Origin of the sequence: Paraburkholderia sediminicola, assembly GCF_902859805.1 — a bacterium.
In the GTDB taxonomy this organism is placed as follows: domain Bacteria; phylum Pseudomonadota; class Gammaproteobacteria; order Burkholderiales; family Burkholderiaceae; genus Paraburkholderia; species Paraburkholderia sediminicola.
Window position 1 is genome coordinate 21,389 of sequence record NZ_CADIKC010000004.1, and the last position, 12,846, is coordinate 34,234.

A 12,846-nucleotide genomic window follows, 5' to 3' on the forward strand; every position below is an offset into this window, starting at 1 on the left:
CAAACGGGCTGAAATCAGGTGCGGGGTCGATTTACAGGGCGAGCTCGCCTGCTTCCCAGCCCTAGCCGCGCGCGGCCGGACAGAGCGCACGCGGCTCGCACGAGGAGATCCGGGACGATCACCGTGACGATGCGCGAACGCGACCGTTTAAAGGTGATCCAGGTGACATGGAGTTGAGACTGAAGTTCGGGTGCACGGATGCCAACGTACCCACAAGCACATCAGCATCCGCCAACCCATCACTACGCCGAAATCAACGCCGCAATCTGCTCCGCACCAAGCGCATTCCGGTAGATGCGAAACTCGTCGATCAATCCATTGAAATACGGATCCGCTGAAAATTGCGATCGCCCAATCCAGTTCTGGCTCGTGCTTTCCACACGGAACGGCGCAAACGACATCGCCGTGTTGGAGCCGATCTCCGCACCGTTCAGATACAGCGTTCCGACGCTCCCCGATAACGTTACCGCGACGTGCACCCACTGCCCGGTAGGCAGGGCCACATTGCCGTTGATGTCCTGCTCGCCCGCACCACCGTTAAGCGTGATGGCGAAGCGCGCGAGTCCGTTATTGGCGCGCGGGGTCAGCATCATGTAGCGGCCCGTGCCGGAACCGAAATCGAATACACGTTCCCAGGTCTTCGCTGCGTTCCAGTACACCCACGTCGCGATCGTAAAGTCCGATACGTCGGCCACGATGTTGTCCGGCAGGCTGACATAACCCGTGCTGCCGTCGAGCGACACGGCATTGCCCTTCTTGCCAACCGCCCTGCTCGCACCGCCGACCAGCGTGCCGGAATGCCCATTTCCGCTCGAATCCACCGCACTGATGCCACTGCTTTCGTCGAATGCCAGGTAGGTCTGCAGTTGCACCGCAGTGATCGCAACGGCCTCGTTGGACGCGGCTGATTCGCCGGCCGGTGTCACAGCAGTCACTACGTAGTAATAGGTCCCGGCCGCAAGTCCGCTGTCCGTGTAGCTGAGCGGATCGGTAACGCCACTCGCAATGGACGTGTAGGGCCCACCGGACGTAGTGCCGCGTTTGACGTTATAGCTCGTCGCGTACGCCGTGCCCCACCACGACAGGACAACCGCCCCTGCGCTTGCAATTGCAACGAGCGCGCCAGGCGCTACACCGCTTGCGATCGCATCCAGCGTGCAGGTCAGCGTCCCGTAGCCCAGTTGATCGTAGCCGCCGCTGTTCGGTCCATAGTTGCCTCCGCCACCTTCGGGCTGGACCAGTGTCGCGAACTTCTGCGTGTAAGGCGCGGCCAATCCCCTGCGATTGACGTAGTGGTTGTAGACGAGTGCCCAGCAAGGTCGCAACGTCCCTTGAGCCGAAGTCGAAAACACCGTCTGGTTCACGTTGTCTACATTGTTGTAGCGGACATAAGGCACGGTGTAAAAGGTCGTGCCCGACTCGATCAGGTTGCTCTTCGCAACGTACTCCGCCCCCATAAGGAACCGGTTGTTGTCGTAGCCGTAGAGATCGACACCCTGATTCCAGGCCATTTCGCAGATCGCTCCGCCCAGCGCGATGCCGAGCGTGGCGTGTCCCTGGTCGCGTCCCGACTCTTGCCATTGGCCCAGGTAGCCCGGGTGGACATAGTAGACGGCCTGCAGGATCGCGCCGTTGCCCGCGCCGCTCCTGAAGTAAGTGACAGCCTCGTCGAATAGAGACTGGTCGTCGCATAGCACACCGATAGCCATGATGGATGCCACGTTGCACAGATCCCAGTTGGCCCAGTAGTGAGTCACCTCGGTGTTGTTGTGCCGATTAATGAAATCGTGATTGATCGGATAGAACACGCTGCGCATCATGCTCTGAAAGCGCGCGAAGTCGGCCGCCGCCCAGCCTGAATAACCGCGCATGATTTCACCGGCGTTGGCGAATTCATAGCCATAGATGCCGGCCGCGAGATCGGCGTTGGTATCGCCGCCGATCCCGGTCAACGTCGACGACCAGGCGTTCATGATCTGCACCGCCTTGTCGGCATAAGCGGTGTTGCCTGAGACTTTCCAGCGCAATGCGCATGCGTATGCCGCCGCGACGTCATTGAACAGCAAGGAGTAGTTCTGCGAATGCACGCCGTCGCTACCCCGATAGACGACCGCTTGCGGGCGCGGTGTCCACGACAGGCTTGCATGACTGTTCGAGGTCAGGATGTTCCAGCTATCGATCCAGGGAGACGCTTGTGCCGCCACCTTCTGGCTCATCCGATCAAAGTCGGCCTGGGTATGCAGCAGACCTGGATGCACAAACGCGCTGGACGACGAACTGCTCAGCACAGCAGCTCGTGATGCGGCCGCCGATAGTGACGACTGGGACGCCTGAGCCGACGACGTTCCCCCACCGTCGCCGCCGCAGGCGGACAGAGCCAACGCGCCCAGGCTGTAGAGAAATGTGCGGCGCGAGATGCCCTCAGCGATTTGCTCCTGCATCGCTATGGTGTTGGAATGTTCGGACCGTGTTTCAGGCGCGTTTGAATTTATGTGTACTCGTTGTGTATCGACCTTGCTCGATTTCGACCTCGTCATGCGCTTCTTCTCTCCGGATGAGACGGACCCGATGGTTGATTTATGGAGCCATTCCGGGGCCGTCAGTGGTTGGCAAACGTTTGCTTTTGCGACCGCGATGTGTGCCGTCCGCACTCATAGTGCCGATAACATCATTGCGGCCTTTTTCCCTGCTGCAGTTCAATGAGCGCTATTAAAGACTTCGCGCGCCTCGTGAAACATGCGTCGTCGCTATCTGATTAATTTCGATCGATGATGAAAAGAATGCGGAATGAAATTGGTATCGACCAGGGCACCACGCCTACCGATTATCCCAGCATCCTCAAGGTATACGGCCGATTTAATTCAGTCTGAAGGGTGAAATGCAGGTTGCTTCTATAGATGAAGATAATTTATTTAGAGAGATGCACGGAGAAAAAATATTCAATAAAAAATAAGGAAATCCCTATATGTAAATCAGGATTTGCTTACAGCAAAAAATAGAAATTTCATAATGTAGGCATTACCATACGGCGATGAGTACCACGACTGTTGTCGGGTCTGACTGTCGGCAGAAGGCTGAGAAGTGTCACGAGCTTTCGAACGACGCAATGTCGTTCTGGTCACTACGCGCGCAACGCTCATCAAACGTCGGCCAACGACTCAGCCAGCCCCCTTTTTCACATCCTGTTCAGTCAACAACTTGACCCAATCCGCCGTCTGCGTTCGCTGCCTCTCTCGATTGACTAAACTCAGGTCCGGTCTTTCGAGGGGGCTTCTCTCAAGCAACCCCACCCCTCGATCTTTAAGCCTGTCGCTCCCTCGGGCGGCAGGCTCTTTTTCGTCGATTTCGTCGACGCGCTCCCCATCTCGTCGGCAATTGACCGCGTCACGTTTTTTGTTGGGCGGAACTGCCAAAAGCATGGTTGCATCCGCCACGCGACAGGCGTGTTTCGGCCTTGAGCGAATGGTCCGTCGAGCCAATGGAGCACGCCATGCGAAGTGCCCGTCCCGGCCCATGTCTTGATAGGCAAGGCATTCCCTCCTCTTCACATCTTTCTTCAGGTCGTGTCGACGTGATCGCAACACCCTTTCGACGCGACCCAGTGAAGCCCAGCGGAATCGGACGCAGTTGTGCGAGACTTCTATCAGATTGAACACATGATTCACACGGGCGGGGCGCACATGGACGAGAAAGTGACTTATGTGTACGAGTACACAGGTGGCTTTGGCACATACCGTACTACCGGTACACGGGCCGCGCATCAACTTCCCCTTGTCGGCGACAACGTAACCATGAAGGTCGACGAACTGGGATTCGATGGCGTTCTGAAGGTGAAGTCACGACTCTTCGACTATGACAGATCGGGCGCATTGACCGTCATTCTGAGTCTGTCTCATACGGTCGTTTAGGATCGCTCAGCGACTAACCTGTTCCTGCACTTCACTTTTATGAAAGAGCCACTCATGGAAGACATTCAACAGATGCGGATGCAACTTCTCGCGTACCAGACGCTAATTGCAGCGCTCCTCGCGAGAACCTCTCCTACCATCAAGGAACTGGAATTTATGCGGCGGGCGATTCGACGCAGCGCCACGTTCCACCCGATGGATGAACAGAGTCGCGCTTCAGCGGGCGAGTACGCCGCAACGATTGAAGACGTATTTCTGTCTGCGTCGCTCGCCATTCAGGATCTTGGGGAACCACCGACTGCGTCTTAGTGAGAGGCGTTAGCGGGCGTGGTCTTGCAGCGCATCTGCCGGCCATTGCCATGGTTAAAGGATATTCGTCCCAGCTGGAAAATCGCGCGCCGCATTCGAGGAAACCATGCAGCTACCGAGCGTTGATAATTTTGTCAAAGACCAGCATTACGGCATCACATACAACATCTGTGCCTATCGCGAACTGTCCCGGGAAGAGATGATGCGCGCCGTGCAAGTCTTTATTCAACAACAAGGCGGCCGTCAACCGCGGCAAGGCGCGGTCGTCAAAATCTTTTCAGTAATCGGGCTGAATGACGGGTAACCCGCGTGATTTCGGCGGCCGATGGGGATAGCCGACGCGAGTCCAGCTAAAGCCCCGCACCAGGCATCTAATTCAGGATCGAAAGCAGATCGGCAATGCTCATATTGGGCAATTGCTTGGAGATCACGTCCCAAAAGATCACATCGTGCATCGCGCTTGCGTCTTCGGCCGTCGTCCACTGTCTCGCGCCGACGATGGAGTCGGCGGTTTCGCTGGCGGCATCAACGATTGTCTTAATGTCTTGTTTGTGCATGAACGGGTTATCGGCTGCGCGGCGGGCTTATTTAGGCTTTCGCGCAATCGTTTGCTTGAAGTGTGACCGAGCTCGGCACAATCCTGTCTGAATCTCGCTGCTGCGACCGGTCCCGTGAGGCAAACGTGCCCCAGGTGACGAACAGCATGATACGGGTCTCACCTTTCAAAGATGACCCAGGCGAGCCTCTCTCGACAATCCCGGATCAATGGCAAACGCACTAGCGCTGCGCAACAGCAAGCCGAAATCAGGATGAAGCCGCGCGCCAATTGCCGATATGATTCTATCAATGTCGGCTTGAGCTACCACATTGTGGCGGCTATCGGAAAGATTCTGTCTGCGCATACCCCCATCACTAAATCGCTTGACGGACGCATATCCCGTTCAATTCAAAACTTGCCACGCCACGACAACGTTTTCTTCATCATTTTTGTGCCGATTTCAGAAATCACAGACAGACGGTCGATTGCTCATTCTGCTATCGGGGGAGATCGGATCGGACATTGCGTTGAGATGAAATTCTTACCGTACCTTACCCAATGTGCGCGTGCTGCGGTAGTATCGACACCTCACATGCGACTTTTCTGTGTTCGATATAAACGATTTTCGCAATTCTTCTATACCTCCAGTCTCAGTTTCCCTCGGGTTATCTCCTCGCCGTATTCGAATTTGTCGTTTAAAATTCGCCCGCCCAACTGGCCGCGCCTTTGCCCGCTCAATGTCTCCAGCTGACAATGTCCTGGCTAATTCGGCCATATAATAATGGCGCCAGGATCATTCGCATAACATGCGTCAACAAAAAAACACAGGGTCTTGAGAGAGGCTTTGCAGGCCACAACATTCCGGGGAAAAACCAATGCAGCTGGTACATACTGCGCCGCTCAGTTCGCGGCACAGTGCCGTGCCGACGCAAGCGAGCGCAATGACTCGCGTCGACATAGCGCTGTTCAATGGCTTTGCGCTGCCGAAGGTCGCAGCGCTCATCGAGATATTCCATAAGGCCAACGCGCTTGCCGTGTCGCAACGATCGGGGCGCGCGCGCTACGCCGTGTCGCTGCTTTCGGCCGCGGGCGGCCGCATTGCGAGCTCGTCGTCGGTGTTCGTCTGGACGGAAAGCGTTGACACACACAAAGGCACGAACGACAAGCACCTGATATTCGTCGCAGGCGGCGCGGGCGCGCAGCAAGCGCGCTGCGATGAGCGCCTGCGCAACTGGCTGCGTCACAGGCATCCGCTCAGCGAAATCGTTCACCCTATCGCGGAGGGCCGGCTGCTTCTGGAAGCGGCCGGGCTTCCCAGCCGCTATTGCCCGCTACTGCGTAGCGGCACCGAAGCATGCGGGAGTCGCCCGGCGCGCTCGCGTGGCGAAGCGCCGGCGGCCGTGCGTACGGCATTGCAAGTCATTGAAGAAGACCTCGGGCCCGAACTGGCGCGTCAAGTTGCCGAATCCGTTGCGCCACAGCACAAGACCCCCTTCAGTGCTTCAGTCGCGGGCAGCACCGCGCCGCACGTTAGCGAGAAAATCATGGCGTCGGTCCGTTGGCTGGAGGCGAACGTCGATCGTCCCATTTCTATCGACGATGCGGCGCGTCTCGCAGCCATGAGCGAGCGCAACTTCTTACGGCGCTTCAAGAACGAGATCGGCATGACGCCCTCTGACTTTCTGCTTCGCGCGCGTCTGAACCTGAGTTGTCGGATGCTCGTCGAATCGCGCTTGCCGATCGACAAGATCGCGCGGCACTGCGGAATTGGCAGCGGCGGCCAGTTGGCCAAGCTGTTCAGAAAACATCTGGCGACCACGCCCACCGACTATCGGCTGAGCAAAAAAGCCTCGCCTATCAGTCTCATCTGAGCGCGCAGTCCGGCTCACCCTCAAAGCGACTATCCGCGCGCGGCGGTACCGCCTCACGGAGAAACTGGCCACGCATCGCAGATGCATCGATACGTCGCCACAAGCGATCCTGTTCGACACTGCGCCCTCCTCACACACGTCACGCACACTCCAGCAGCCAGGAAACGGTTGGGTCCGTCACATCGATGAGACCCCGCCGTGGGCATTCGTCAAACAGGTCGCATTCGAAATAATTCGTAATTTATTAAAAAATTTACGACTTCCATTTTTTATTTTAAGCCATCAATAGCGAACTCCAATCGACGCAATAGCGGACGTCAATTAATCACGCCGTTCCGTGCCATGCGCTTTCCACATCGAAGAATGATTCGCATGATTCCGTTATCGCGTCATAAATGATGCATTGCGTATAAATGGACTGGTGCCCACACGCGCGGAGATATCCAGAAAGATCATCATTTCGCCACGATTTGCCCACATTTGAATCGATTGGAAGGCGGGCTGCGGACACGAAAAAATCACCGTACCGAAGACTCTCCGCGCCAAAAACGTTCGAAAAACATTCAATTTCCGGATGCACAACGAACAGGAAATTCTTTGGCGTGCACTGGTCGCAAAGCACCGCATTGGGTGCATAAAAATTACCGCTCCGGATGGTCTTGATCGATTCCGCCAAGAGCATGGTTGAATCGGACGCCGCAGTCTGATCGGCGCGCCCTCGCGAATATGATGCGCTGCAGAAAACTCAATTTCGCTAATAGTGCCGGGGGCCAGCGGTATGGAATGTGCGACTGATATAACGAGGAAAACAATTCATCTCATGGTGGGCGGGAGCGTTGGGTTAGCGCGCCGCCGCAGACAGGTGGTGATTCTCCTGTTCGAGGGTTTTTCGCTGATTCATATGGGGCGCCTGGCGGAAACATTCAGCCTTGCTAACCGTTTGCGTCATCCGGACAACGCGCTACACAACTATTACGACCTGCGCCTCGTGTCCGCCAGCGGCGGCGCGATACGGTCTTCCTCGGGTGTGCTGATCTGGACCGACGCGGTCGACTCTCACTACGCCAAAGACGTCCATGCCTTGTTTGCGCTCGGCGCAGCGAACGTGCCTGTCGAAAGCGACGAACGGCTGCTCTCGTGGTTGCGTCACACCCACCCGCATGCGCAGGTGGTACAGGGGATCGGCGGAGCGTATGGCGTTCTCGAATTGGCCGGACTTGAGTCGAAAGATGTTGCGGTGACGGACACAACGGGCGGCGCGATGACGACGGGTGCGCTATCTGCAACCAGAACGGCTGGTATCGACGCCGACGCCGGCGCTGCGCTAACCAGTGCGTTGTCCGTTGTGAAACGTGACTGTGGCTACGAGACAGCCAGCCAGGTTGCCCACGACCTGTTGCCCGTCACGCCAAAACAGTTCACTCATTCGGTATTCAATTCCCGCGAGGCGCGCGCCAGTGACCTGATTCGCACATCGGCGCATCAGTTGCGGGTCAGCAGCGAGAACCGCGTATCGATTGCGGATGCCGCTCAGGCTGTAGCGATGAGTGAACGCAACTTCCTGCGTCGCTTCAAGCAGGAGATCGGCGTGACACCGACGGAGTTTGTGCTGCGAGTCCGCCTCGAAAAAGCCTGCCACATGCTGGTGGATACCGACCTGCCCGCCGACAAGATAGCCCGGCGCACGGGCCTGGGTAGCGGCGACCGACTGGCCAAACTGTTCCGCCAGCACTTATCAATGTCACCCACGGAGTACCGGACGCTCGAGCGCAACCGTCTGGCCGAGAACGGATTGGCGGAACCGGGCGTCATCAAGCGGGCACGTCGCCCCGTTTCGTAACGGGGCGGAGTTAGCTGGATCGTTCCTCACCCGGCTCTACGGAGATTCTCATGAAACAAGCTGTCGCACGCCTGATCGATAGCGGGTGCATTGCGCTCGCGGCTGTCATCGCGGCCTACATCGCGCCTGTGCAGGGCCATGAAAACGGTCCACTTCAGTTGCTGTTCACCATCGTCATCATGTTGTCGTCAGCGGCTCTGTTGCCGGCTGTCCGTGCTTACGCCGTATTGCCTATGCGCTCGATATATCGCCTATGTACCCGGCTTCTGCCGGCATGGCTGGCCTTGCAATTCGCGGGCCTTCTGCTTCTGCTTTCGATTCACCGCCAGGACGCCACGCTCGTGTCCTGGATCGCCTGGTGGACATGTGTTGGCGTCGTGCTGCTCGCGTCATGGCGACTGGCTGCTTACGCGACACGTTCCTCTTTGCGGCTGTTCGGACTGAGCGCGCGCAATGTCGTCGTCGTGGGTAGCGGCGAATACTTCAAGCAAATCGTTGCAAAGGTCGACTCCAGTAATCATCAGAATTTTCGTGTTGCAGATGTTGTCGAGTTGCAGACCGCAGACGGACGCCTCAGCGCAGGCATGGGAGAGCATGGCAAGACGGAACTCGCCCGCCTCGCGCGGCTGGTGGAGTCCGGTGGCATTCACGAGGTATGGCTCGCCTTACCGTTGTCCGCGCATGCGGTGGCGGCACATTGCATCGAAGCGCTCAGGAGCACGCTGGTGGAAATACGGCTCATGCCGGATTTCATGCCGCTCGGGCTATACGCCGGCGTAGCGTCGCTCGACGCACTCGACATCCCTTCGCTGAGTCTTTCTCCGTCGGCCATCTCGGGCGAGGCGATGACGGGCAAGGAGATCTTCGACAGGGCTTTCGCACTGGTTGCGCTGATCGGGCTTGCGCCGCTATTCGCGGTGATCGCCATCGCCATCAAGCTCTCTTCGCCCGGCCCGGTCTTTTTCCGGCAGCGTCGCAAGGGACTAAAAGGACTCCCGTTTTCGATCTACAAGTTTCGTTCAATGCGGGTTCATTCGGAAGAGCGTGGTGTCGTGCGTCAGGCAACCCGCAACGATAACCGGATCACGCAGGTGGGGCGCTTTCTGCGCCGAACGAGTCTCGACGAGATTCCGCAGTTCATCAACGTTCTGCGCGGCGAAATGTCGATCGTCGGCCCCCGGCCCCACGCGCTTGAACACGACGACCTGTATGAGCCATTGATCTCGGGTTACCTCGACCGCTATCGCATCAAACCGGGCATTACCGGCTGGGCGCAGATCAACGGCTATCGAGGTGAAACGGATGCGCTCGAGAAGATGGCGGGCCGTGTCGAGTACGACCTGTATTACCTGCGTCATCGATCGTTCTGGATGGATATCAAGATCGTGTTGCGCACCGTAGTTCGCGGGTTCTTCAGCAAGCAGGCGTACTAATCACCATGTGGAGCCGCGGACCGCGAGACGGAGGTCGGCGAGCCCAATAAAAGGAATCGGAGTGAAGCAATTGAAAGTCAGGTCCAACGCGCTGCGTCGCGACGGTGTCAACGTGTTTTCGATGAGTCGGCTTGCATGGATTGCGGCGCTCCCACTCGTTATGTCAGCCTGTTCGGTTGCGCCCGGCATGAAAATGCAAGGGACGGCTACGTTGCCGATCACCAGTGCGACTGAGCAAGCGCCGGCTGAGCAACTGCCTGTGCCGATGACCGAAGTGACCTTGTCGTCAATCGACGAGATCAGAAGCGAAGCTGAGCGGCGCAGCGATGAGAGCGCAAGCGCCCTGCTCGGCCGCAGCCAGGCTTATACGATCGGTGTTGGCGATGTGCTCCAGATCACGGTCTGGGACCACCCGGAGCTGGCCGCGGCTTTGGGCTCGCAGCCGCCTGCGAATGCACGCGTCTACGACCCGCCGCCGGGATTCATCGTGGATGACACCGGCTATCTGCGGTTTCCCTTCGTCGGCAATATCCGCGTCGAAGGCATGAAAGTCGACGAAGTCCAGCACAAGCTTGCGGCGGAACTGGGCAAGTCATTCCACGATCCTCAGGTGACAGTGCGCGTTGCGTCGTATCGCGCGAAGCAGGTGTACGTCGACGGCGAAGTCCGCACTGCGGGCGCGCAATCCATCAACGATATCCCGACGACGCTGTACGACGCGATCAGTCATGCCGGCGGTTTCAGCCCGGCCGCGGACCAGAGCCGCATTACGCTGACGCGCAACGGCCGTTCGTACGACATCAACTTCACGGGGATGCTGCAGCGTGGGTTGAATCCTTCGAACATCATGCTGCGCCCCGGCGATCTGATTCGCGTCTCCGCCCGCGAAGAAAACGGCGTGTTCGTACTGGGCGAAGTGACAAAACCGGTTACCGCCCTGCCGCTACGCAACGGTCAGTTGACGTTGAGCGACGCGCTTTCTCAGGCGGGCAGCATCAATTCGGCAACCGCGGACGCCGCGCAACTGTATGTGATCCGCGGACTGGGCAAGGACGCGCGCGTGTTTCACCTCGATGCGGCGTCGCCCGTCTCGATGATCCTCGCCAATCGCTTTGAGCTGCAACCGAAGGACATCGTCTATGTCGACGGCAACGGGCTGGTCCGCTTCAGCCGTGTGTTGAGCTTGCTGCTTCCGGGCATCAACGCCGGCCTCACTGCCGGCCTGGTGACGAAATGAGCATGACATTGCAACTTCTCCGAAACCAGCGCATGACGGTGACGACATGGTGAATCGCCGTTCGGTCATGGGCCTCTCGGCCGGCGCGGCAATACTGGGTGCCGGTGCGGTCTCGCGTGGATGGGGCGAATCCACCGGGAATCAATCGCAGAACGGATTTCGCTGGCTCAGCGATTTCGCCACCAGGGGCAAGGGTGCGAGCGACGACACCGGCACGTTCCAGCGCGCGATCGACTACGTACGCAATATCGCACTGCGTACGCGCGACACGTCCTGTTTACCCGCATTGCTGATTCCGGCGGGCCGCTACGTTCTCACGGAAACGATCGACACCGCGCCCTGGATCAAGTTGTGCTCGGTGGGCGGCGTCCTGCTCGACTTCTCCCTGTTGCCCGTCGGTTGGAACGGTTTGACCTGCAGAAACGAAACCACCCTCCCCGCGACCGAGTTGCGTTTTCCGGGGGACCGTTCGCCATTTCTCGACGGCACAGGCGGCACGATCTCGATACTTGGCCCCGGCAAGGCACAGTCCGAGGGATGGGGCATCGTGATGGGCAACCGGCAAGCCGGATTTTCGGGCGCGGTGAGAGACGCGGGCGGCCGCAATGTCGTGGTCACGGGCTGGCGTGGTGCGCTGCGGATCGATCCGGTCAATACGTATCTGACTGCGTGGTTTTCGTCGCGCTTCGAACAGAACCGCGAGGATGGCATTTACGTGGCGCCAGGCGTTGGCAGAAGCGTGAATAGCGGCGAACGGATGACCTTCTTCGATTGCACGTTTGCAGGCTCAGCCCGCGCCATCGACATCAATTCGGACAGCATGGATTTCGTCTTTGATGCCTGCTCGTTCGATTTCAACGGTGACGTGGTGTATTTCGGCCGTCAGGCGCGTTTCGGTACGGTGGCGTTCAACCACTGTCACATCGAAGGTATCGACGGACTGCTCGTCAACGGGACGGCCGCGGGCAAGAACCTTCGCACCGTGTTCCGCGACTCGATCGTGCTGCCGAGGCGCTGGAAACGCAAGGATCTCGACAATGCGCCGCGTCAACTGGTAGCCGGCACGGCGAAATTCTCTGCTTCCGGCGTCGAGTGGCGTTTCGAGTCTCCGCAACAGGGCGCGTTGACGGCGCTGATCGGCGACGAGGTGCCGGTCGAATCGGTGAGTGCAATGAGCTTCCAGAAAGTTCAGGCTCTGCCGTGGCGCGGAAGCGTGATCAACGCGGACAGTCTCTTCACGCTGGATAGCCCGGGCACACCAGTGGGCTCACTTACGCACTGGAGCATGTCATCCGCTGCATCCGGGCGAGCCGCAGGCGAAATCGTCGCGATGGACATGGCTACGGGAAACGGCGCAACGACCCGATCGAGGCAAGCATTGCGGCTGGCCTCGCCGGATCAGGACAACGCACCCTTCTCGGTGACCACGCGAACACCTTTCCCGGTGAACGCGGGCGAAACCGTCCTTGCCGCCTGCGCGGCGACCTCCGCGGGCACAACAGGTCGTACGGCATTCGCGTTCCAGTTCTACGCCGCGGGGGGCGTCCCGCTAAGCGTGAGCGAATCGCAGAGCACGGCGAATGAACTTCCATCTGCACAAGCAGCCGTTCCTGCCGGTGCCGTTCAGGCCGTCCTCAAGACGACCTTCATCGGCTGGACGGGAAAGCTCGAGATCAACGAACTGGCGGTATGGCGCTCGTCATGAGCCTG

11 protein-coding genes are annotated in these 12,846 nt (G+C 58.6%); 8 read left to right on the forward strand and 3 right to left on the reverse strand.

All coding sequences use genetic code 11. From position 1 onward, the window contains the following. Window positions 1-242: 242 nt before the first annotated feature. Complete coding sequence (locus R8871_RS16145; RefSeq protein WP_175051350.1) at window positions 243-2,441, reverse strand: LamG-like jellyroll fold domain-containing protein; 2,199 nt, start codon at window positions 2,439-2,441, stop codon at window positions 243-245. 1,188 nt (window positions 2,442-3,629) lie between these two features. Between R8871_RS16145 and R8871_RS16150 the strand changes: the two genes are divergently transcribed. The 3 genes from R8871_RS16150 (at window position 3,630) to R8871_RS16160 (ending at window position 4,521) form a co-directional block, all read left to right on the forward strand. Next, the gene (locus tag R8871_RS16150) at window positions 3,630-3,908 is read left to right on the forward strand and encodes a hypothetical protein (RefSeq protein ID WP_246287598.1); all 279 of its coding nucleotides are present in this window, start codon (window positions 3,630-3,632) and stop codon (window positions 3,906-3,908) included. 54 nt (window positions 3,909-3,962) lie between these two features. Then, on the forward strand, window positions 3,963-4,217 hold the full coding sequence (locus R8871_RS16155) for a hypothetical protein (RefSeq protein WP_175051351.1): 255 nt from the start codon (window positions 3,963-3,965) through the stop codon (window positions 4,215-4,217). Window positions 4,218-4,323: 106 nt separating this feature from the next. Next, entirely contained in the window at window positions 4,324-4,521 is a 198-nt protein-coding gene (locus R8871_RS16160; protein ID WP_175051352.1) for a hypothetical protein, read from the forward strand. A 67-nt stretch (window positions 4,522-4,588) separates the two neighbouring features. Here the strand turns inward: R8871_RS16160 and R8871_RS16165 are convergent, their stop codons facing one another. Continuing rightward, entirely contained in the window at window positions 4,589-4,774 is a 186-nt protein-coding gene (locus R8871_RS16165) for a hypothetical protein (RefSeq protein ID WP_175051353.1), read from the reverse strand. A gap of 856 nt (window positions 4,775-5,630) precedes the next feature. On the opposite strand from R8871_RS16165, the gene R8871_RS16170 reads away from it, so the two are divergent. After that, window positions 5,631-6,626 (forward strand): GlxA family transcriptional regulator, encoded by a 996-nt coding sequence (locus R8871_RS16170; RefSeq protein ID WP_175051354.1) that lies wholly within the window; start codon window positions 5,631-5,633, stop codon window positions 6,624-6,626. A 325-nt stretch (window positions 6,627-6,951) separates the two neighbouring features. On the opposite strand, the gene R8871_RS16175 is transcribed toward R8871_RS16170, so the two are convergent. Beyond that, the gene (locus tag R8871_RS16175; protein WP_175051355.1) at window positions 6,952-7,308 is read right to left on the reverse strand and encodes a hypothetical protein; all 357 of its coding nucleotides are present in this window, start codon (window positions 7,306-7,308) and stop codon (window positions 6,952-6,954) included. A 138-nt stretch (window positions 7,309-7,446) separates the two neighbouring features. Between R8871_RS16175 and R8871_RS16180 the strand changes: the two genes are divergently transcribed. From R8871_RS16180 to R8871_RS16195, 4 genes are all read left to right on the forward strand, one after another. Next, complete coding sequence (locus R8871_RS16180) at window positions 7,447-8,466, forward strand: GlxA family transcriptional regulator (protein ID WP_246287618.1); 1,020 nt, start codon at window positions 7,447-7,449, stop codon at window positions 8,464-8,466. A 50-nt stretch (window positions 8,467-8,516) separates the two neighbouring features. After that, window positions 8,517-9,899, forward strand: coding sequence for an undecaprenyl-phosphate glucose phosphotransferase (locus R8871_RS16185; protein WP_175051356.1), 1,383 nt, complete (start codon window positions 8,517-8,519; stop codon window positions 9,897-9,899). Window positions 9,900-10,020: 121 nt separating this feature from the next. Then, the gene (locus R8871_RS16190) at window positions 10,021-11,136 is read left to right on the forward strand and encodes a polysaccharide biosynthesis/export family protein (protein WP_175051777.1); all 1,116 of its coding nucleotides are present in this window, start codon (window positions 10,021-10,023) and stop codon (window positions 11,134-11,136) included. Window positions 11,137-11,182: 46 nt separating this feature from the next. Further along, window positions 11,183-12,841, forward strand: coding sequence for a hypothetical protein (locus R8871_RS16195; RefSeq protein ID WP_175051357.1), 1,659 nt, complete (start codon window positions 11,183-11,185; stop codon window positions 12,839-12,841). The last annotated feature ends 5 nt before the right edge of the window (window positions 12,842-12,846 follow it).